Source organism: Dokdonella sp., assembly GCF_049593775.1.
Lineage (GTDB): Bacteria > Pseudomonadota > Gammaproteobacteria > Xanthomonadales > Rhodanobacteraceae > Dokdonella.
In genome coordinates this window covers 1-20,494 of sequence record NZ_JBAWHJ010000478.1, presented here as the reverse complement: position 1 = coordinate 20,494, position 20,494 = coordinate 1, and the positions used below count along the sequence as shown (strand labels likewise).

General features: G+C 60.1%; 20 protein-coding genes. 9 read left to right on the top strand and 11 right to left on the bottom strand.

Annotated features, from left to right (window positions below; all coding sequences use genetic code 11):
- Positions 1-252: 252 nt before the first annotated feature.
- From WBP53_RS16565 to WBP53_RS16525, 9 genes are all read right to left on the bottom strand, one after another.
- Positions 253-1,002: an alpha/beta hydrolase gene (locus tag WBP53_RS16565; RefSeq protein WP_423930858.1), complete on the bottom strand. Its 750-nt coding sequence runs from the start codon at positions 1,000-1,002 to the stop codon at positions 253-255.
- Positions 1,003-1,170: 168 nt separating this feature from the next.
- A complete protein-coding gene (locus WBP53_RS16560; protein ID WP_423930857.1) occupies positions 1,171-4,296 on the bottom strand; it encodes an efflux RND transporter permease subunit in 3,126 nt (1,041 codons plus the stop codon).
- Positions 4,297-5,412 (bottom strand): efflux RND transporter periplasmic adaptor subunit, encoded by a 1,116-nt coding sequence (locus WBP53_RS16555; protein WP_423930856.1) that lies wholly within the window; start codon positions 5,410-5,412, stop codon positions 4,297-4,299. It abuts the gene before it with no gap.
- Positions 5,413-5,506: 94 nt separating this feature from the next.
- Complete coding sequence (locus WBP53_RS16550) at positions 5,507-6,058, bottom strand: DinB family protein (protein WP_423930855.1); 552 nt, start codon at positions 6,056-6,058, stop codon at positions 5,507-5,509.
- Positions 6,059-6,107: 49 nt separating this feature from the next.
- The gene (locus WBP53_RS16545) at positions 6,108-7,427 is read right to left on the bottom strand and encodes an amidohydrolase family protein (RefSeq protein WP_423930854.1); all 1,320 of its coding nucleotides are present in this window, start codon (positions 7,425-7,427) and stop codon (positions 6,108-6,110) included.
- A gap of 100 nt (positions 7,428-7,527) precedes the next feature.
- Positions 7,528-8,499 (bottom strand): magnesium transporter CorA family protein, encoded by a 972-nt coding sequence (locus WBP53_RS16540; protein ID WP_423930853.1) that lies wholly within the window; start codon positions 8,497-8,499, stop codon positions 7,528-7,530.
- Positions 8,500-8,526: 27 nt separating this feature from the next.
- Positions 8,527-8,922: an MAPEG family protein gene (locus WBP53_RS16535; RefSeq protein ID WP_423930852.1), complete on the bottom strand. Its 396-nt coding sequence runs from the start codon at positions 8,920-8,922 to the stop codon at positions 8,527-8,529.
- A 127-nt stretch (positions 8,923-9,049) separates the two neighbouring features.
- Positions 9,050-10,351, bottom strand: coding sequence for a type II toxin-antitoxin system HipA family toxin (locus tag WBP53_RS16530; RefSeq protein WP_423930851.1), 1,302 nt, complete (start codon positions 10,349-10,351; stop codon positions 9,050-9,052).
- Positions 10,348-10,680 carry a helix-turn-helix transcriptional regulator gene (locus WBP53_RS16525; RefSeq protein WP_423930850.1) on the bottom strand — a complete coding sequence of 111 codons (333 nt, stop codon included), beginning with the start codon at positions 10,678-10,680 and terminating at the stop codon, positions 10,348-10,350. The genes WBP53_RS16530 and WBP53_RS16525 overlap by 4 nt, the downstream gene beginning before the upstream one ends.
- Positions 10,681-10,885: 205 nt before the next feature.
- On the opposite strand from WBP53_RS16525, the gene WBP53_RS16520 reads away from it, so the two are divergent.
- From WBP53_RS16520 to WBP53_RS16510, 3 genes are all read left to right on the top strand, one after another.
- A complete protein-coding gene (locus WBP53_RS16520; protein WP_423930849.1) occupies positions 10,886-11,113 on the top strand; it encodes a hypothetical protein in 228 nt (75 codons plus the stop codon).
- A gap of 81 nt (positions 11,114-11,194) precedes the next feature.
- On the top strand, positions 11,195-11,587 hold the full coding sequence (locus WBP53_RS16515) for a VOC family protein (protein WP_423930848.1): 393 nt from the start codon (positions 11,195-11,197) through the stop codon (positions 11,585-11,587).
- 14 nt (positions 11,588-11,601) lie between these two features.
- A complete protein-coding gene (locus tag WBP53_RS16510) occupies positions 11,602-12,855 on the top strand; it encodes a threonine synthase (RefSeq protein ID WP_423930847.1) in 1,254 nt (417 codons plus the stop codon).
- Positions 12,856-12,922: 67 nt separating this feature from the next.
- Here WBP53_RS16510 and WBP53_RS16505 read toward each other — a convergent pair whose 3' ends face one another.
- Entirely contained in the window at positions 12,923-13,930 is a 1,008-nt protein-coding gene (locus WBP53_RS16505) for a DMT family transporter (protein WP_423930846.1), read from the bottom strand.
- Positions 13,931-14,013: 83 nt separating this feature from the next.
- On the opposite strand from WBP53_RS16505, the gene WBP53_RS16500 reads away from it, so the two are divergent.
- The 5 genes from WBP53_RS16500 (at position 14,014) to WBP53_RS16480 (ending at position 18,089) form a co-directional block, all read left to right on the top strand.
- Positions 14,014-14,403 (top strand): MAPEG family protein, encoded by a 390-nt coding sequence (locus tag WBP53_RS16500; RefSeq protein ID WP_423930845.1) that lies wholly within the window; start codon positions 14,014-14,016, stop codon positions 14,401-14,403.
- 37 nt (positions 14,404-14,440) lie between these two features.
- Positions 14,441-15,247 carry an aminotransferase class IV family protein gene (locus WBP53_RS16495; RefSeq protein ID WP_423930844.1) on the top strand — a complete coding sequence of 269 codons (807 nt, stop codon included), beginning with the start codon at positions 14,441-14,443 and terminating at the stop codon, positions 15,245-15,247.
- Positions 15,248-15,344: 97 nt separating this feature from the next.
- Complete coding sequence (locus WBP53_RS16490; protein WP_423930843.1) at positions 15,345-16,283, top strand: acyltransferase; 939 nt, start codon at positions 15,345-15,347, stop codon at positions 16,281-16,283.
- Between the two features lie 144 nt (positions 16,284-16,427).
- Entirely contained in the window at positions 16,428-17,147 is a 720-nt protein-coding gene (locus WBP53_RS16485) for a YebC/PmpR family DNA-binding transcriptional regulator (RefSeq protein WP_423930842.1), read from the top strand.
- A 45-nt stretch (positions 17,148-17,192) separates the two neighbouring features.
- The gene (locus tag WBP53_RS16480) at positions 17,193-18,089 is read left to right on the top strand and encodes a hypothetical protein (protein WP_423930841.1); all 897 of its coding nucleotides are present in this window, start codon (positions 17,193-17,195) and stop codon (positions 18,087-18,089) included.
- 46 nt (positions 18,090-18,135) lie between these two features.
- Here WBP53_RS16480 and WBP53_RS16475 read toward each other — a convergent pair whose 3' ends face one another.
- The gene (locus WBP53_RS16475) at positions 18,136-18,504 is read right to left on the bottom strand and encodes a YajD family HNH nuclease (protein WP_423930840.1); all 369 of its coding nucleotides are present in this window, start codon (positions 18,502-18,504) and stop codon (positions 18,136-18,138) included.
- 160 nt (positions 18,505-18,664) lie between these two features.
- Between WBP53_RS16475 and WBP53_RS16470 the strand changes: the two genes are divergently transcribed.
- On the top strand, positions 18,665-20,494 hold a 1,830-nt coding region (locus tag WBP53_RS16470), incomplete at its 3' end, for a hypothetical protein (RefSeq protein WP_423930839.1).

Below are 20,494 nucleotides of genomic sequence, written 5' to 3'. Positions count from 1 at the left end.
GGGGCTTGGGGGTCAGGGGGCTCGGGGATCTTCAGGTCTTGAACTTTGAATTTCGACCCTACCTTGAGACCTTTCCGAACTTCCGCTTCGGGTCGGTTCCGGCCTCTTCGTTGCAGATTCGGTCTTGCTCAGCGCTTTCCCGCCTGGATCTGTCGAACGGAATACGCGATGACTGGCTCCTGACTGGCGAAGTAAGCGCCAACGCGCAAACTTTGACCGAATGCTCACAGGAAATCGCTGCTTGTAGCGGAATTATTTGTTCCTCGCAGGCTGCAGCAGCGCTGCCGTCGCTGGCGTCCACAGCTTCCAGTCGTGATCACCCGGTAGCATGCGAACGTTGTCGGGGGGGAGCGCCTGGCCCAGCAATTCGTTGGATTCGCGAAACGCTTCGTCTTCGCCGTAGGCTAGCCATACTGTCTTCTTGCGCATGGGATCGTTGTTCCACTGCTGGATCGTGCGCCAGAGTTCTCGCTCGAAGGTGTCAGGCCCGAGGGGCTGCACCGGACCGGGTTCCCAGTTCGCCAGTGAGCCTGCGGAGCGGATTTCGTCCTGGATTCGGCGCCCGCCGAGAAAAGGTGAAAGCAGCAGGATGCCTTCGACTTCGCCGGGATATTCATGTTCGTGGAGTATCGCACCCATGCCGCCGAGTGAAATGCCCAGCAACCAGATTTCGCCGACGCCGCGTGCACGGGCGGGTTCGATGATTTCGGATTGCAGACGCGAAGCAGCCAGGCCCTGACGGTAGAACGGAAGGGTAAGGCCGGTCAGCAGGACATCGGCGTCCGGCCAGGTGGCCTGGATCGTTGCTGCCATGCCCTTGTTTTCCAGTCGGGCAACGTCTTCGCCCCGGCCAGGCAATACGACGACGAGTCGTTTGGCCGGTTGGGGTGCGCTGACCAGGGTGGTCGGTATCGGTTCGCTGACGTCGCCACCGGCGGCACAAGCTGCGAGCAGGGCAAATAAGATCGAAGCACAAGCCCACATTTTCATTGTCGGTAACATCGAACCATCTCCGCATGAAGCGATTCCCGCCTAAGCAGGAATGACGAGCCTTGAGTCAGTGCCTTTCGCATCCAGGGCGGAATTCGCCGACCTGCCGTGCCGCTTGATTTGAACTTCAGCAGCCTGTCAGAGGGATTCATCTGCTGCGACTGGCCCTGCTTGCTGCTTCTAGTATCGCTTCCAGCGGTCTGCGTCAGTCACAGCGATCGCTTTCGGTTGACGCTGCTGCATGAAGTAGCGATACAGCACAGGCACGACGAACAGGGTCAGTACGCTGGAAAACGCCAGGCCCCAGACGATGCTCGATGCAACCGGGCCCCAGAGCAGGGATTTTCCGCCAAGGCCGAATGCCAGTGATGCGAGGCCGGCGATCGTCGTGCCGGTCGTCATCAATACTGCGATGACACGACGCCGCGCAGCATAGACCGTGGCATGCAGGGTACGCATGCCGGCCTGGCGTCGGTCGTTGGCGGCACTTATCAGCACGATGGCGGCGTTGACTGCAATGCCGGTCAGGGCAATCACGCCGTACAAGGTGTAGAGCGAAAGGGGATTCCTCGAGATGATCAGGCCGAGGGTCACTCCGGTGAAGGCGAGCGGCACCGTGGACAGAATCAGCATCGGCTGGAAGTAGCTGCGGAACTGTGCGGCGAGGATCAGGTAGATCAGGCCCAGGCCAAGCAGGAACAGCGGACCCATGGCACTCAGGGATTCGTTGATGTCATCGAGTTGGCCCGAAAAATCGAGATCGGCTCCCGGGAATTGCGTGCGGACGGACTTCCATTTCTCAAGCAATTGGGCGTTGGCCGCAGCCGTGTCGTTTAGCTCCAGATCGAGATCGGCTTCCACGGTTATCGCGCGCCGAAGGTTCCAGTGCCGGATCAGGCCGGGACTCTTGCTTTCCCGGGCACTGACCAGCGAGCCCAGCGGCACGCTGCCACCAGAGAGCAGGGCAACCGGATCATCAAGCACATCGCGAATGCTGTCGACCGAACTGCGTGACGAGCGCACTCTCAATTCCATTTTCTCGCCGCGGTCACGCAGATCGGCAATGATCTCGCCATCCACATGAAGGCCGACCAGACGCGCTACCTGGCCGGGATCGAGGCCAATATTGCGCGCAGCGTCAATATCAACGACCAGCGAAAGTTCGTTGCGGCCGGGCACGTCATCGTCGACGACATCCTTGCTGCCCTTGATGCCGGATACGATCTTCTTCATGGCGTCGGCCGCCGCACGCAATTCTTCGGGATCGTCCGAGCGCACCTTGACGCTGATCGGCTTGCCGGTTGGCGGTCCACCGGACAGGGTCAGGAAGGAAATCTCGCCAGCGCCAGGAGTTGCGGATACCTCGGCCCGCATCTCTTCGATGATCTGGTCAAGTCGGCGCATGCCGGATCGACCGGGATTGAGCGAGACAGCGACTTGCCCATACTGGTCGCCATAGAGGGGCTCGACATCGGTGAACTTGATGCCGGCCAGTGAAGTGACCGCTCGGGCCTCGCCGTCCTTCAGATGCGTACGCACGACTGCTTCGACTTTCATGGTCTGGCGCAGCGTGTCCTCGATTGATGCCTTGGACGGCATGTCGACGTTGACATAAAACAGGCGGATCGGGTCAAACGCGAAGAACTGGAATTTGACCATGCCGAGCGCCAGTGCCGCACCGGAAGCGAGAAACAGAGCCAGTGCCAACAGCAGGTAGCGTCTCGGTCGACGCATGACGTGGATCAGGCAATACGCATAGAAATTGCGTACGTTGCGCGTCCAGCGCTCGCGGATCTGCTGGCTGCGCCCCCTGGAAATGGCGCCGGTGCGCATTGAACTCACATGCGCGGGCAGCATCCAGAAAGCCTCGACCAGACTGACCAGCAATCCAATCGTGACCACAAATGGAATCACGAACATGAACTGACCGACGATGCCGGGCAGCAGCATCAATGGAAGGAAGGCGGCAATCGTCGTACTTACTGCGGCGAACACGGGCAGACCAACTTCCTGCAGGGCATCCATGGCTGCGTTGGTGCCGACCATGCCGCGCTGGATGCGGTAGTACATCGCCTCAACCACAACCACCGCATCGTCGACCAGCATGCCGAGCACGATGACCACGCCGAGCAGGACGGAAACATTCAACGTCGAGCCGTAGCCCTGCAGGAACCAGAAGGTGCCGCTCACCGAAAAGACCACCCCGAGGCTGACCATCAGGGCGATGCGCGTACCCAGAAACAACCAGCACACGAACATGACCAGGACCAGTCCGATCAGTGCATTCGATTGCATGATGCCGAGCGCTTCGCGAGTCGGAATAGTCTGGTCGTCGGCAAGCTGAAGCTTCAGGCCGTCGGAGGCCAGAACCGGATTCCTGCTTTCCGTATAGGCGCGAATGCGATCGACCAGTTCGAGCATGTTGGTGTTGGCGATCTTGGTCACGGTCAGCATGACGGCTGGCTTGCCATCGGTTGCCGCGAGCTGGCGGGGCACGTCGCTGCCCCTGCGTACCGTAGCTACTGCGTCGAGCGGAACGCGAGCGGACTCTGATCCCGGCACGCGCAAGCTGAATCTTGCCAACTCGCCGGGGTCGGCTGTCGAGCCGGCGACGCGAACCAGCCATTCGCCATCACGTGCATTGACCTTGCCGGCGAACACATCGCGAAACCACAGGCGCAGGCTGTCGCTTAGTGCAGCAGCATTGAGCCCACGCGACGCCAGTGCCTGTGGATCGAATTCAACGAGCAATTCCGGATCCTGGAAGCCCAGCGCAAGCACCTGGTCGACGCCCGCGAGTTGCTCGAGATCTTCCTTGACCTTGCGTGCCGCTGAACGCAGCGTCTCGTCAGTCGCCTGACCGGTCAGGACCACCATTGCCGTGGGAAATCCATTCGAGGTCGTGATCTCGAGGATCTTCGGGTCAACAACATCCGCAGGCAATTCAGTGTTGGCCTTGTTCTGCAGTTCGCGACGAAGATCGTTGATGCGCTTGTCGAAGATGCGTTCGTTGATTTCGCGGAAGCGCACGAGGATGTTGCTGACGCCTTCGCGGGATGAGCTCACCACGAAGCGCACGTCCTGGACGTTTCGGATCGCGTCTTCGAGAGGATTGGTGACGCGCTCTTCGATGTCGACAGCCGACGCGCCCGGAAGCGCAGTCACGATATTGACCCAGTTGAAATTGATTTCAGGATCCTGCTCGCGCGGCATGTTTGCGTAGGCCAGCGCGCCCATGATGATCACTACCACGAAGGCGATGTTGGCCAGCGGGTGGTTCTCGATCATTGATCGCAGCAGGCGCACTCAGGGAGCCTCTGCCGGTTTCGACTGGCTCTCGGATTTGGGCTTGGCCGGATTTCGGTCGCGAGGCGGTTTGTCTGGTGTCCCGACCGGATCACCGTTCTGCAAGGATTGCTGGCCATGGGTAACGACGGGAAGATCGCCGTCCAGATCAGCCATCACGGCACGGCCACTGGCGGCGCCTTCGATAGCCAGCCATGCAGCCTTTCCATCACGCACTGTGAATAGCCCATGTCCGCCCTCGCGCTGGACGAGTAGCGACGGGGAAACTTCGTAGCCGGCACTCTTCCAGCTCAAGCTGCCACTCAGTCCGGGTTGCGCGGAGTCACCCACAAAAGCCAGCCTGGCGATGCGTGTCCGGGATCCGGGGTCGGTCGCTTCGGCGACCTGCAGGACGCGCAGCGGATAGCGCTTGCCGGGAAGCTCAAGGTAGATGTCGTCTGCGTTGGCCAGGGCGGATGCCTGTGCAGGTTGCAGGCGCACTTCGACCTGCGGTGTCGCGAGGTCGATCAGCCTCATCAGCGGGGTGCCGGGTACCACCGCGTTGCCGACCTGAGCCATGCGATCGACCACGACGCCATCGTAGGGTGCATTGATCGTGGCCTTGTCCAGCTGCCGTGCCGACACGGCGCGAGCGGCCTGGCGAATTCGCAATTCGGCGCTGGCCGCTTCTGCCTGGGTGACGGCCACACTCAATTCGTCATCTGAAACGTAGTTCTTCTGGTGCAATTCACGCGCGCGCTTCAGGCGTGCATCGGCTTGTGCTGATGCGGCCCTGGCTGCAGCAACCTGTGCATCGGCCTGGCCCAGGGCGAGACGATAGTCGGTGGTGTCCAACTCCAGAAGCACTTCGCCGCGTTTTACGCTGGAACCCACATCCTTGCGCACAGCCAGTACGCGGGCTGCCAGTTCGGCACTCAAGGTGCTGTCATTGAGCGGGACCACATCTGCCGCTGCCGTGCCGCCGGCGCGCGCCGCAACTGCAGACAGCGCTTCAACGACTATTCGCGGACTGTTGCCGGCCGCCGCAGGGCTGGAATCAGCTGCGCCTTCATCCGTGCACGCAACAAGAAACGTTGCGCAGAACAGTGACAGTGCAGCGGCGGGCAAACGGGACATGGCGACCTCGGTTCGGCATCCCGAGGCGGGACCCGTCTATTTGCAGAACCGGCAAGTTTACTTAACTCGGGGACTTCTGGAAACGACACATGTCTCAGGCAGCGGAATGTTGTCCCGCATCCATCGGCATCATTGGCAGGTCAGTGACGCCGACATCGACCCCGGCCTGATTGAGCAGTGTCGTGATTTGCCCGCGATGGTGCGTCTGATGATTGAAAACGTGCTGCATCAGCGGAGCAAGCTGTCTTGTGAAGACCTGGCCGGAGGTATTCGCGTAGGTCAGGTTTGTGTCGTAGTCGATGTCACGGGCTTCACGGGTCAGCGAGACAAGCATGGCATCCATGGCCGTTCGAGCCGCTTGCAGGTCTTCTATTTCCGGATGTAGGTGTCCGGAAAGCGACGTTGGGGCCGGGATGGACGACATTCCACGCAACGACTGAAAGCCTGCGTCGTGCAAGGCAAACCGCTTCAGCCAGAGGGTATCCGCGACGAGGATGTGGTTCAGGGTACCGAACACCGAGCCAAAGAACGCGCCGCGATCGGCATGGAGTTCAGTGCGCGGCATGTGCGATGCGGCAGTGTAGACCTTGTCGTTCATCCAGCGGTTGTACTGCGCAAGCAGTTCGAAATTGTCTTTCAGCGACATGGGAGTTCCAGTTCAAGAGTGTCCAGGTTGCTAGGCTTTTCCGCGCGAATCATTCGGGATCGACGACAAGGCCATTCCTGACCGTAAATCGAATTCGGGTGGTGTTGTGGATATCCTCAAGCGGATCAGCGTCCAGCACCAGCAGGTCGGCGACCTTGCCGATTTCGATGGTGCCGTGGGTTTTTTGCAGCCCGAGTGCAACTGCGCCGTTGCGGGTGCCGGCAACGATGGCCTGCATCGGGGAAAAGCCGGCGGCTTCAACCAGCAAGGCCAGCTCCTCGTGGGTATGCGGCAGTTCGAAATCATCGCGCGGTTCGAACCAGTCGGTGCCGGTCGTGACCAGCACTCCGGCTTCGTTGGCGAGGCGTGTTGCTTGCACCCCCCACTTGAAAGCCGCTTCGGTCCAGTCCATCTTCGGCACGCCGGGATAGGACTGCATGGACTTGTACACATAGAGTGTCGCGTCCAGGGTCACGCCATGCTTGGCCATGGATTTGTACAAGTCGAGCAGGGCCGGGTGGTTGGCAGGTATTTCATTCCATGGGCCGGCAATGCGCTGGCCATAGTCGTCAGGTACGGTCTCAACGGCCTGCCAGACCAGATAGGGTGCGTGTGACAGGGAGCCCACGCCTGCGTCGACGAGGTCGCCGGGGCGTGCCGGAAATACCGTCGCGTGCGCTGTGCTCAGCATGCCCTGGCGTGTTCCCTCCCTGATCAGTCGTTCTGCCAGGTCCGGAGTCAGGTCGCCATAGACCTTGATGTTCTTTGTGCCACTTCCCTTGGCTTCGGCGATCAACTGGCGCAGATCGCTGTCTTCCGTGACTACGTGAGCCCACGGAGCTTCACCTCGCGGGCGTCCCGATGCCATCTCGGCCGTCGGACCCCTTGCGAAGATGTCCGGGCCGCCAAACAAGGCACTGAATACGATATTCGGGGCAACCAGTTCACCGGTGCCGGTGGCGCGTTCTATTTCAGCCAGTGCACGTGCGTCGCCCGTCAGGTCGCGGACGCTGGTAACGCCACCGCGAACGGACTGGCCCAGAATTTTTTCGGCCATCACGTGGGCATTCGGAAATCGGGCTACGTGCACGTGGGTGTCGATCAGGCCTGGCATCACCCATGCGCCAGCCAGGCCAACGCGCGTCCAGCGCGCGGTCGGTTCGGGTTCCGGTGCCTGGCCAGCCGAGCCAATCAACTCGATCACGCCGTCGCGTGCGACGAGGCGATCCACATGCCTGGGCGCCGCGCCGCTGCCATCGATCAAATGGAAATCGAGTAATTCGAGGTACTCGGGCGCGGCAAGCGCAGAATTGCCGACGAGCAGCAGGCCGAGTATCACAAGTTGCCGGAATTTACAGATGGATTTCATTGTTGAATCCTGCTTGCCAGGTACGAAGATTCCGCATGCTTTCCTGCCTTGCCGTCCACGCCGCACTCATGCCTGAAAATGCATTCCCCATTCCCGGCTTCTATATCCATTTCTTGCGGCGGAAAAGAACCAGCAGGCCGATCGCCACTGAACTCATTGCGCCCAACACCACGAAATAGCTCCAGCGCCAGCTCAGCTCAGGCATGAACTCGAAGTTCATCCCGTAGATCCCCGCGATGAAGGTCAGCGGCACGAACAACACCGTCACCACGGTCAGCACGCGCATGACGTTGTTGAGTCGGTGCGCGGATACCGAAAGGTAGCCATTGGTCAGGTCCGCGGTGGTGTCGTACTGCAAGCTGGACAGGCTGTGCAGGCGCTCGGCCTGTTCGAAGAGATCGGTCAGCTGGGTCGAGTTGATCCCATGTGCGCGTGGCTCGTGGGTCCGAAGGTTGCCGAAACATTTTTCATGGTATGCACCGATTCGCCGCAAACGCTTGAGCTGGCTGCTGAACTCCATCAGTTCGGCGAGCAGTCGATCGCTTGGCCGCTTCAGAATCAACTCCTCGATCTCCTCGAGCCGCGCTTCAATGCGCAGCAGGATTGGCAGGTAGCGATCGAGTAGCCGACGCAAGATGGAATACAGCAATCTCCAGGCATCTTCGGGCTCAGCCTGCTCGCCGGTCGCAAGTGCCTTTTCGACTTCGGCGACACTCGCCGATGGCTTTTCATGGCGGGTCACGACCAGGTTGTCACGCCAGAACAGGGCGAGCTGGATCGTGCCGAATTTGACACTGGTGCTGGTCGCATCAAAGCCGCGCATGAGAAGAAAGCTCCAGCCACCCTCGAGAACTTCGTATTTGGGAGGGTGGCGCGCACGCAGCGCATCATCCACGGCCAGCTTGTCGAGACCGATCCTGTTCAGCAGGAAGTCCCGATGCTCGCCCGTGTCCTCGCCAACGAGGTCGATCCAGGTCAGTCGACTGGCAGCAAGGTCCGCATGATCAAAACCGGCGCCATCCAGTTCGCCGGTCAAACGACCTTCACTGTTCCAGGTCGTGATCCTGATCATGCGTCCTCCTCTTTGCCGTGCTTCTTGCTAGATGCCTGTCTTGATGAAGCTCATCACGGCACCGGCAAAACCTGCCACCAACAACACGAAGATCGGCAGGATGCTGATCAGGAACCCCTTGTCGCGCTTTTTTGGATCCGCCACGTATCCACTCAGGTAGATCATGCGTCCGATCAGGTAGATGCCAATCATCGCGGCCACGAACATCGGATTCCAGTAGGCCGAAGCGATCCACACGCACGGGACCAGCATGATCAGGAGTTCAAGCGTATTCATCTGGACGCGGTAGTAGCGTTCGAATATTTCGTGGCCCGTGGTTGCCGGTGCGGATACGCCGTATTTCTGGCGGGCGCTGCCGACGCGAACGCCAAAGTAGATGAACTGGATGACGGCAAGCAGAACAAGCAGGTTGACCAGGGCCATGACGGTTCCTCGGGAAGTGTTGGGCAAGGATGCAGTGGGTGCATCCGGTGGGGTGAATTAAATGGTTGCTGGTGCGCAGGGTAGCTGGTTTGCTGGCTTGCCAGTACTGGAGCGTGTCGGCCGCTGTTCAATCCTGAAGTCGAAGCGCAGAGGCGATGTCAGCCTGCCATGCCTCGCCCACACCCGCCCGTTCGGCAAACTCCGGCCAGCGACGTACGGCGGTCGATACTTCATTGGCAATCGTTTCGGCGCGACCGCGTTTCATGGACGCGGATCTGGCGCATTCGCGGAAATCCTCGATCGTGAAGCCATCGCGTTTGCCGTTCATCGACATCTGATGGCTCGAAGTCCACAGACCCTTCGGGTTGTAGCTGAAGGTCATGTCGAAGGCAGGCGACAGCGACCAGGTGCCTTGCTTGTCCATGAGAAAGGCAATGTTCTTGACATGATCATCCTGATTGCGCGCGATGATGTTGAACGCCATGCGTCGGAATTGTTCTTCCACTGCATGCATGCCGAGGCCCAGCCGATGGATCAGTTGCAAGGCCTGTTCGTAGCTGTAGGCACCGGCCTGATTGAAATCGTAGTGGGCGAGGGCGGCCAGGGACTGCATGTGCAGCTTCTCGCCACCCGGCAGGCGATCGAAGCGGCGCGTCATGAAATGCCGACGCCCGTTCTCCTCGAGCAGGCGGCATTCGCTGATTTCGATATCGGCTGCGCGCGCCATCAGCGCGTAGGCGTACTCGATGGCTCCGTATCCTTTCGGATCCTCCAGTTCCTTGTCCTTGTTGCCAGCGACGCCATCGAACTTGAGGATCCAGTACTCGAAGCCATCATTCGCGGCAAGCTGGCCCGAGCGCACTTCGTTGGTTTCGCGGTTCCAGGCAATGATCGCCTTGGCCCGTGCACCTCCGGCCGAGGTTCCGACACGGAGGATGTCGCGCAATGAGTCTTCCCGATTTTCGTCGGCGAATGAAGTGTGCAGTTCGTTGCGTCGGGTAAGCACGTCGGACGCCAATTGCACGAGTGCATCGATCTCGACTTTCCTGGAATCACGCGGCCTGGGACCGGTCGCCGGCGCGAACTCGAGTGCGCCCATGCCACGTGCCCCGATGTAGCAAAGTCGTTCGACGGCGTCGAAACTTTCCGGGCTGCGTCCTTGGGTCGCTAGCCAGGCGTCGATCAACGCATTGCCGAAACGATCGGGTAGTGAGTCGGCGAGTAACCCGGGCAGGCCATGGAATGCTTCCTTTGGCAGGCCAGGGAAGGTGTAGACCCGGTTATCCAGAGGCATCATGATCGGTGCAATCTGGATGCCACTCTGGGCGAATTCCGGGTTGTACTGGAATGCCGCGACGCCGGCTGATCCCTCGACTGAAACGGCGCCGATCGCGCGTCCCCACAGTCGCACTTCCGCAATTGTGGTCACGGCTCGTCTTTCCAGGTCCAGGGAGCCGGCTGCGACTCCGCTCTGCGATCCGATGAAGCACGCTGCCGCTGCCGCCCCTTGAGTTTGAGCTGGTCGACCGGGCTGGGCGGCAACTCCGGCAACAGCGCCTCGATACCATCCAGCAAATCCAGGGCGCGCAATATGCGCAGGAAATTGGACAACTGGGTCGACTCGCCCGCTTCAAGGCGCTCGATGGTACGTTTCGACACCCCGGCGTTTGTGGCCAACTCGGCCTGGGTGAGATTTCGTTCGAGACGCTGTCTGCTGGTGCGCTCACCGATCAATTTGAGGGCAGCGGCTTCCTGCATGGATTGCGAGTTCGTCATAAATCACCTTAAACGGCGAATAGCAGATGGATATTGCGGTTAGTTGCCTGTATTGACGATTAATGATTGCTGAGCAAGTGATTGTCAAGTCGTAATAAATGACGAATACAGTTGTAAAACGAGCTGTAGTCGTCTGATACGGCGAGTTAATGCATTCAAGGTTTGGCACAGGAAGCCCCCAGAGTCGGTGAGCTCCCAGCCGCGAGCAGATTTGTTGCCAGGGCTGGCGCGGCTCATCCGGCAGGCGGTCACTCAGGGGCAGATCCGGGTTGTTTCGTACGCGCCACGCTTGACGACTGCGCTTGATGAAGACTCGCAATGGAATTCGATCCTGCTCTGGAAATCGCTCGGCCAGAACGAAGGAGCCGGACAGGGGTTGCTGGATGCACCTGCCTGGTACTGGCCAGAACGTTGAGGCTCGGCCGACGCGCAGTACCTGTCGGCTTGCGTGTCCCGATCAGCTAATCTCGTGCAAGGTTTTCTGGAGACGTTCGGTATGGCCCAGCAGTTTCATGCCATGACCCTGGTCGTGGGCGACTATGACGAGGCGATCGAATGGTACCGACGTGCGATGGGATTCGAGTTGCTTGAAGATTCGCCTCGCGAACCGGGCAAACGCTGGGTGCGCATGGCTCCAGTCGGTTCACAGGGTGCCTGCTTTCTGTTGGCGCGCGCTGCCAACGCCGAGCAGACAGGCCGCGTCGGCAACCAGGCGGGTGGCCGCGTTTTCCTGTTCCTGCATACCGATGATTTCGCTGGCGACTATGCACGCATGCAAGCGCAGGGTGTTCACTTCTGCGAACAGCCTCGCCATGAGGAATACGGTACGGTCGTTGTATTCGAGGATCTTTACGGCAATCGCTGGGATCTGATCGAGCCCCGGATGTAGGGAAGAAGTCGACGATGTCATACGTGCGCTGCCTGCGTGGTCTTGCCTCTGGTGTCGAGTATCCGGCCGACCAGCCGATGAATCTTGATCCGGTCGATGGTCGCCCCGTCGAGATGGTGCTGGATGTCGAGCGCCTTGCCGCCGAGCAGCCGGGGCTCGCCTGGTACAACCCCAAAAGAAAGGACATGTGGCGCTTCGGTGGCTTGATGGCGCTGGACGTCAACCAGTCTGACGATGCAAGAAATGTCGTAGCGCTCGGGGAAGGGGCCACACCGCTGCTCGACTACACCCATCATCCTGTTGCCGGCAAATCAGGTATTCGGTTGAGCCTGAAAGAAGAGGGCATGGCGCACGCCGGTTTCGGAGCCAACCCCACGATGAGCTTCAAGGACCGCGGCATGGCCATGGTTGCCGCCCAGGCGCGGCGGCTCGGAATACGGCGACTTGCGGTTCCAACCCAGGGCAATGCAGGGGACTCGCTGACGCGCTATGCGCTGGCCGGTGGCCTATCGGTCGTGGTCGCCATGCCGGACGACACGCCAATGCCGATCCTCGGCAACGTTGCGGCAGCAGCACATCGATTTCCGGATCAGGTCGTGCTCGAACTCAAGGGTCCGACCATCCGGGAAGCAGGCGCGCTGCTCAGGGAAAAGTACATTCCCCATGGCTGGTTTTCAGCCGCCACGTTCCAGGAGCCGGGCTGGCGTATCGAGGGCAAGAAGTCGCTCGGTCTGGAACTGGCCGAGCCGGAAGCAGGGAGCACGCGCTGGAGCTTGCCTGAAGTCGTGATCTATCCGACTGGCGGCGGAACCGGCGTGCTCGGCATGTGGAAAGCCTGGGACGAGCTCGAAGCACTGGGACTGATCGGCTCGCAGCGGCCACGCATGATTTGCGTGCAGAGTGCAGCGATGGCGCCACTGGTCGATGCATTTGATAGTGGTGCGCTGGATACGCAGGCCAGGTCCGGCGAGGGCACGCTTGCCTTCGGTCTCAACGTGCCTGCCGGTGTGGGCCACTTTCGCGTTCTCGAAATCATTCGTGCCAGCGGTGGTACGGCTGTTGCTGTGGCCGAACCCGACATCGCCGCCGAACTTTCGCGCGTTTGGCGTGAAACACATTGGTGGATCTGTCCGGAAGGGGCTGCATGCCTGGCGGCGCTGCCACAGTTGCTCGATCGCGGTTTGCTCAAGCGTGGTGAACGCGTGGTTGCCGTCAATACCGGCTCAGCGGAAAAATACCTTCCTGCCCTGCGCCACTTGCTGGGCTGACCCCAAGCCAGAGCGAGATCAGGTCTCGCGTCGCGCAATAACCAAGATGCGTCCACGGGTTTCCATGTCATTCAAGGATGTTCTTGGCCTCGGCCACGGCGAGGATCTCCGGTTGCACGGTGTCGCCGGGCCGGTTGATCAAGGGGTGAATGAATACGGCTGCAAGAATGACGACGACGCCGACGTAGAACAGTGGCGTAAGTTCGCGTTGCTCGCCAAACAGGATCGCGGCCAGCACGATCGCATAGACAGGCTCCAGATTGACCGCCAGTTGTGCGCTGAAAGCCGTCATGTGGCGCAATGCAACCAGGGACAGTGCAAACGGCAGCAGCGTGCAGGCGATCGAGAGGACCAGCAGCAGAATGATGTCGTTGCCGCTGGGAACCTCGAAAATCGAGCCGGCAAAGGCGGGAAAGATCCACGGCATCAGTGGAGACAGAAGGGTAAGCGCCAGGGTGCCGGCACCGAGCTCGATCCCGGTCACGGTCAGGGCATCCCCATGCTCGACTAGTCTTTTGTTGAGTGAACCGAACAACGCAACCAGCAGTGCAGACAATGCACCTACGGCGATGCCGAGGCGGAACTCGTCGGGTACACCGCCAACCACCAGGGCCACGCCTGGCAGCACGGATAGCCCCAGAGCCAGCTCGCGCTTGGAAAAGCGGCGCTTCGCCAGCTTGGGCTCGATCAGCGCAGTAAATGCTGTAGCCAGCGCGATGCAAGTGGCTGCAACCGAGGCGTTGGCGAGCTTGATTGCGCCATAGAAGGTCAACCAGTGCAGGGCCACCAGCACGCCGATGCCGGCGTAGGCCAGAACGAGCTTCGGAGGCATGGCCCGCAATCCGCGCCAGGCACGTGGAATCAGCGTGAGTACGGCAACCACGAGCAGCATGCGCCACCAGACCAGGGGCAGGGCCGGTAGCGAGATCATCTTTCCGATGATCGGAGTGAAGCCCCAAAGCAGTACACAGAAGTGGATCTGGAACTGGGCTTTCGCGGATGGAGAAAGGGTGCTCAGGGCGGCGGTCTCATGGTTGGCGCGATTGCGCGTCGGCGCGGGCGGCAAGCATGCCATAGGGCGCGCTGATTCGAATGCCCCTGCTAGTGCACGATTCGAGGAATTTGGGCACACTCGGATCTACTTCAGGAGCGCGAATCATGTCGATCGAATTGCAGATGCTGGTCTGGTCAATCGTGCTGGGCCTCGTTCACATCGCCACAAGCGCGACGTTCACGACCTTGCAACGCGGAATCGGGTGGAATGCCGGTGCTCGCGATGGCGAACCGAGGCCGCTTGGCCTCATCGCCGGGCGCCTGGATCGCGCGAACAGGAACTTCCTCGAGACGCTCGTCTTTTTCGCGGCTGCGGTCCTCGCCGTGCTGATCGCGCAAAAATCCGATTCGAATACCGCACTCGGCGTGCAGCTCTATTTCTGGGCCCGCCTGGCGTACCTGCCGATCTATGCGGCCGGAGTCCCCTGGTTGCGGACATTGATCTGGCTGGTTGCCATGGCTGGCCTGGTTCTCGTACTCGGGGCCTTGTTCTGATCTCGTCGCGGAGAAGTTGTCGAGGGAATCATTCGGTGTGAGTACATTGCCCGGAAACCGGATCGAGCTGAATGGTCGCGAGCCCGGTGAGTCCGAGCTGGCCTTCCTCGCTCAGGTGAACTACGGGCATTTCACCTCCATGCAGGTGCAGGATCGCTGCATCAGGGGGCTTTCGCTGCATCTGGACCGCCTGGCCCATGCCACCCGGCTATTGTTCGGACGCGAACTTGATCGCGAACAAGTATGCCGGTGGATTCGACGGATCCTGGACGACCGTCCGGTGTCTGTGCGCGTCACGGTCTTCTCTATGGAACTGAATAGTTCTCATCCGGATCGCGAGGCTCGGCCGGATGTGCTGGTGGCGACAACTCCGGCACGCATTGGCAGGGCCAGGCCGTTGCGGTTGCAATCGATCGTGTACGAGCGCGACCTGCCACAGATAAAGCATGTCGGAACCTTCAGTCTCTTCCATCACCGGAGACAGGCGCGACTGGCCGGCTTCGATGACGCCCTGTTTCGCACCCGAAGCGGAGAATTTTCTGAGGGTTCTACCTGGAATATCGGGTTCTGGGATGGAGTACGCGTCGTCTGGCCTGACGCACCGGCCTTGCCCGGCATAACAAGGATGCTTCTGGACAAGGGCTTGCTGGCCCATGGCGCGCCAACCGAGTCGCGATCGGTTTCTGCCGCAAATCTGGCCGGCTTCAAATCGGCGTTTGTCATGAATGCGGGCTGGGTTGGCCCCCAGGTCGTCAGCATTGACGATTCGGGCTTGCAGATCGACGACCGGCTCGACGAATTGCTGAAGGCCGCCTACGAATCCATGCCATGGGAAAGAGTCTGAGCGCGGCTGTCCAGAGGCAATCTGGCCCGCGTGGCCAGCAACCAAACAGACTACCGCACGGTCAGCATGGCGTGCGCTGCACGGATCATCACTGGTAATGTGGGCGCTGATTCCGGGGTCTTATCTGCGCATGCCAGCCTTGTTTCTCTCCATCCCTCGTATTGTTGTCAGTGGCACTCTGATCGCGTTGAACACCGTGGGTCATGCAACGCCTCTCCTGTTGCTGGCCCTGATCAAGTTTCTCGTGCCGATTGCCGGTTTTCGTCGACTCATGTCGCGCATACTGGTACGCATCGCAGAGAGCTGGATCGCGGTCAACAGCTGGTTGATGTGCACGTTCGGGCGAACTGAAATCCACGTCGACGGACTGGAAAATCTGCAGCGAAATGGCTGGTACCTGGTCATCTGCAATCATCAGAGCTGGGTCGATATCCCGGTCCTGCAGCAGGTATTCAATCGCCGTATTCCGTTCCTGAAGTTCTTTCTCAAGAGTCAGCTGATCTGGGTTCCGGTACTCGGTCTGGCGTGGTGGGCGCTTGATTTTCCTTTCATGAAGCGCTACTCCCGGGAGCATCTTGAAAAGAATCCGCAGCTGCGCGGCAAGGATGTGGAGGCAACGCGCAAGGCCTGCGAAAAATATCGCGACTTGCCGGTTTCCGTGATGAATTTTGTCGAAGGCACGCGCTTCACCGAAGCAAAGCACGAGCGCCAGCAATCACCGTATCGCCATCTGCTGCATCCTCGGGCGGGTGGCATTGCATTCGTTCTCGATGCCATGGGCGACATGCTCAACGCGGTGGTGGATGTGACACTGTTCTACCCCGCAGGGCGCCCAGGCGTGCTCGACCTGCTGGCTGGAAGGGTTCGCCGGGTCGAGGTCCGGGTTCGAGCGATACCAATCCCCGCTGAACTGCTGGGTGGGGACTATGAAAACGATGACGTTTTCCGTCGTCATTTTCAGGAGTGGTTGAATGGACTGTGGTCCCGGAAGGACGAAATCCTGAACCGGGGACGCCTGGAAAACAGCTCGGCCTGAGGGCCGGCAATTGAGGCAGAGTGTCCTTTCGGCGAGGAATTTTCACGGATGGACGGCGCGGCCCTGATAGAATCCGCGCCGTCAATGATGACTTGGCCAGATAACATGGGCCATTGAACTACCCCCACGAATGCAGGTATTCCCATGGGCAGAGGCCCCAGTATCGAAGGTCGCAAGAACGCCGAGGACGCCAAGCGCGGCAAGATTTTCACCAAGCTGATTCGCGAGATCACGGTCGCAGCCCGCAATGGCGGGGACCCTGCGAGCAATGCGCGATTGCGCATGGGAATCGACAAGGCCTTGTCGGCGAACATGACAAAGGACACGATCGAGCGCGCGGTCAAGCGCGGATCCGGCACCGAAGGTGCGGACAACATGCAGGAGTTGCGCTATGAGGGCTACGGCCCCGGCGGCGTCGCCCTGATCATCGATGCGATGACCGACAACCCGGTGCGAACCGTGGCGGAAGTTCGCCATGCCTTGTCCAAGCACGGCGGAAATCTCGGTACCAGCGGCTCGGTTGCATTCCAGTTTGCCCGGGTAGGCGAACTGGTATTCGAAAGTACCAGCCCGGAACTGGAGGAGAAGATTCTCGAGACTGCCCTTGAGGCGGGCGCAGACGACGTCGTCAGCGCATCCGGAAAGATCACCGTTTTATGCGCGCCGGAAAACTTCGAGAGTCTGAAAGCCGGGTTGATCGAAGCCGGCTTCGAGCCGATCAGCGACGACGTAGTCATGCGTCCGGCCAACCGGGTTGCAGTCGGTGCCGATGATGTCGAGACCCTGTCCGACATGATCGAATGGCTGGAGGAGCTCGATGACGTGCAGGAGGTCTATCACAACGCCTCCTTGCCCGACTCCTGAGCGGAGTCCGCCTCTATTTTTTCGCACGTCAACGTGGTGAATCGAGTGTCAGGCTGGGCCTGCCTGTGCCTGCTTTTGCTGCTGGCCGGGTGTGCCGGCCCTGCAATTCGTACCGATACGCCTCCGCAAACCCTGAAGATCGCGACATGGAATCTGGAGCACCTTGCCCAATCGGAGGGGGCCGGCTGTCGCTCACGCGACGCCTCGGACTTTCTGGAGCTTCAGCACTACGTTGATGAACTTGATGCCGATGTGATCGCCTTCGAGGAAGTCGAAAACGCCGCTGCCGCTGCCCGAGTTTTCACGCCCGATCGCTACACGATCGTGATGTCCGGCAGACCCGAAAGCAAACGTCGGGGCTACTGCAATCGGCGCGGTGGCATAGGGTCAGAATTGCGTAGCCAGAAAGTCGGCTTCGCCATTCGAAAGGGTATCGCCTTTACCAGAAACGCTGACCTGAGCGAACTCGCACTCGGCAATCCTGATCTGCGCTGGGGTGTCGACATCACGCTGCTTGGTGCGTCGCCGCTGCGGCTGCTTGCTGTCCATCTGAAGAGCGGTTGTTCGGCAGGTTCCGAAAGAGAGTCCTGCACGGTGCTGTTCAGGCAGATCCCGGTCGTCGAGCAATGGATCGCCGCGCGAGAATCCGAGGGCGTCGCTTTTGCGATCCTCGGCGACTGGAACCGGCGCATCGCACTCTCGGGAGACAGCGTATGGGCTGAACTTGTCGATGGGCGGTCCGGGGGGGCAATGCTGTTCAATTCGGCAGAGGGAAGGGGCGCGAACTGCAAGCAACGCTTCCCTGATTTCATCGATCACATCGTGCTCGACGCAAGGGCCGCTGATCGACGAATCCCCGGTTCCTTCGAAGAATTTACCTATGGCGTACCTGAGGACAAGCATCCTTCCGACCATTGCCCCATTGCCGTGCGTCTGCGCTGAACGGCATAGCCCCAGGTAAGAACGCTGATGAACAGCGAGAACGCCATCAGCGTTTGAGCAGGTCCTTGAGGCCGGCAAACGGATTGCTCGTTGCCGATTCGGTTCTGCTCTCGGCGCTGGACGCACTCTCCCCGGTGTAGTCGATGTGGCGCGAGTGCTCGTTGTCGTGGCAGTACACACAGAGCAATTCCCAGTTGCTTCCGTCCGATGGATTGAAGTCGTGGTCATGGTTGCGGTGATGCACGGTCAGTTCCTGCAGGTTGCTGCGCGTAAACTCTCGTGCGCAACGCCCACACACCCATGGATACATCTTCAAGGCGCGTTCGCGGTAGCCGGTTTCGCGTGCAGCCGCATCGCGTCGCGCCTGCGCGACGATACGGTCGAGTTTCGATTGGTCGATTGTCTTGCTGGACACGCTCTTGCCTGCTCTTGAAGGGGTGGGGTGAAACGATAGCGCACCAGACGGCAGGAATGATGATCGCGCGAGCTGCGAACCCACTGGCTGCGCCCAGCATGGCTATCGGTATTTGCTGCGTCCATAATCGCCACCCGCCTGGTGTTTGCCGAGGATCCCCTTGAATCCCGTCGTTTTCCCGAGTTCCGCCGTACGACTCGGCGCCTGCCTTCTGGCGCCATTCCTTTGCGCAAGCCTGGTCTTCGCGCAGGCTGCGGCGCACACATCTACCGATGTCTCGCTGAACCCGGAGGAGATCAAGGGCCATATCGAGTCATTGCTGGCGGGTGGTGACAGTGCACTGAGTCCGGACAAGCAACTGACCCTGGAAAACCTGAAGGCCGCACTGGCGAGGACCGAGAGCGCCAAAGCCTCGCAAAGGAAGGCCGAGGAGTATGCAGAAGCGCTCAAGACAGCTCCGGCCCTGATTGCAAAACTGGGAGCGGAGCTGGAGAAACCTGCAAGGAACAATGTCGATTCATCGTCAGCAGACCTGTCGCCAACACAGGCCCAGCTGCAAATGGCCACGCTGCAGATCAAGGCGGTTTCGCTGCGCACTGAGAGCAGGCGGATCGAGGAAAGCCTGCGTGTCATGGGTGCGCGTCAATTGGCGGCGCGCGACGAGCTGACTGACCTGCGTGAAAAGCAGGATCGTCGAGCCGACACCGTGCCGGCCGATGCATCGCCGATGTTGATTGAGTCCTACAGGATCAAGGCGGAGGCAGTCGTCCAGGATCTCTCCGCGCGAATTGCCAACACGGAGCAGGAAATTCTGAGTCTGCCGACTCGGGAGGCCATAGCCAACGCGAGACACGGCCTGGTTGAGCGCGAGCTGCGCCAGGTGGAAAGGGATATTTCCGACTTGGGTCGGCGCATGGACGCCCGTGAACAGGAAGATACCGCGGCCAAGCTGGAAGCTGCCGATCAGGCGGTGCTCAAACTCGCCAACGCCCCCGAATCCTTCCTGCGAGTAGCAGAAGAAACGGCGACCATGCGCAGGGAAATGTCCACGATCAGCAGCAACCTGAGGAAGCTCTGGTCGAGCAAGGATCGCATCCACAGTCAACTCCAGAACATTGCGATCTCGCGCAAGAATGCAGACCAGATCCTGGCATTCGGCAGGATTGGCGAAGAGCCCGGACGACTGCTTCGCGAAGTAGCCAAGAAATTGCCCGCATCTGCTGCGCTGGAGCATCGGATCAAGGAGCGCCAGCGGTCAATCGTTGACACGCGAGTCAGGCAGTTCGAGATCGAGCAGCAATTGGGCAAGGCATCCGCGAGTCCTGCTGCAGTAGACCGATTCCTCGAATCCAGCCATCTCGATCTGACCGGACCCAATCGGGCTCAGGCGCAATCGCTGCTGAGTGCCAGGCGCTCTGCGCTCTCTGATCTGTTCGACATTGAAAGGCGCCAGCAGGAATCCCTGATGGAGATCAATGCGCTGCAAACACAGCTCTTGCAGCGGAGTTCGCAACTGCGCTCGGTGCTCGATCAGCGACTGCTCTGGTTGCCAAGCGGCAGTCCAATTGGAATGTCCTGGGGCAAGAGCCTGGTCGCAGTCGCCAGTGGACTGTTGACCAGGGAAAACCTGGAAAAACTGGAGCTGGCGGCACGCAACACGATCGCCTCGATTCCGCTGGGGAAGTTCCTGCTGCTGATTGCAGCCGTTGTACTGGTGGTTCTGCGCAAGCGTCTCCTTGTGCAACTGGAAGCGCTGGCGATGCCTATCGGAACCCGATCCGATCGATTCACGCTGACCTTGAATGCATTGCTGGTGACGGTGCTTCTCGCTCTGCCGCTACCGGCCGCGCTGGGATTTTTCGGCTCCGTCTTTCTGGAGCCGTACAACCCGACCTCGTTCCCCAACGCGCTTGGTCGTGGTCTGGTCAACGTGGCGATCGTTCTTTTCATCCTCGGGCTGTTTCGCAACATGTGTCGGCATCACGGCTTG

What these genes read in the sequence shown, in the direction of transcription:
- WBP53_RS16565 (WP_423930858.1), bottom strand. Translation starts at nt 1,002, where the DNA reads ATGTTACCGACAATGAAAATGTGGGCTTGTGCTTCGATCTTATTTGCC.
- WBP53_RS16555 (WP_423930856.1), bottom strand. Translation starts at nt 5,412, where the DNA reads ATGTCCCGTTTGCCCGCCGCTGCACTGTCACTGTTCTGCGCAACGTTT.
- WBP53_RS16550 (WP_423930855.1), bottom strand. Translation starts at nt 6,058, where the DNA reads ATGTCGCTGAAAGACAATTTCGAACTGCTTGCGCAGTACAACCGCTGG.
- WBP53_RS16545 (WP_423930854.1), bottom strand. Translation starts at nt 7,427, where the DNA reads ATGAAATCCATCTGTAAATTCCGGCAACTTGTGATACTCGGCCTGCTG.
- WBP53_RS16540 (WP_423930853.1), bottom strand. Translation starts at nt 8,499, where the DNA reads ATGATCAGGATCACGACCTGGAACAGTGAAGGTCGTTTGACCGGCGAA.
- WBP53_RS16535 (WP_423930852.1), bottom strand. Translation starts at nt 8,922, where the DNA reads ATGGCCCTGGTCAACCTGCTTGTTCTGCTTGCCGTCATCCAGTTCATC.
- WBP53_RS16525 (WP_423930850.1), bottom strand. Translation starts at nt 10,680, where the DNA reads ATGCAGGAAGCCGCTGCCCTCAAATTGATCGGTGAGCGCACCAGCAGA.
- WBP53_RS16515 (WP_423930848.1), top strand. Translation starts at nt 11,195, where the DNA reads ATGGCCCAGCAGTTTCATGCCATGACCCTGGTCGTGGGCGACTATGAC.
- WBP53_RS16510 (WP_423930847.1), top strand. Translation starts at nt 11,602, where the DNA reads ATGTCATACGTGCGCTGCCTGCGTGGTCTTGCCTCTGGTGTCGAGTAT.
- WBP53_RS16505 (WP_423930846.1), bottom strand. Translation starts at nt 13,930, where the DNA reads ATGGCATGCTTGCCGCCCGCGCCGACGCGCAATCGCGCCAACCATGAG.
- WBP53_RS16500 (WP_423930845.1), top strand. Translation starts at nt 14,014, where the DNA reads ATGTCGATCGAATTGCAGATGCTGGTCTGGTCAATCGTGCTGGGCCTC.
- WBP53_RS16490 (WP_423930843.1), top strand. Translation starts at nt 15,345, where the DNA reads ATGTGGGCGCTGATTCCGGGGTCTTATCTGCGCATGCCAGCCTTGTTT.
- WBP53_RS16485 (WP_423930842.1), top strand. Translation starts at nt 16,428, where the DNA reads ATGGGCAGAGGCCCCAGTATCGAAGGTCGCAAGAACGCCGAGGACGCC.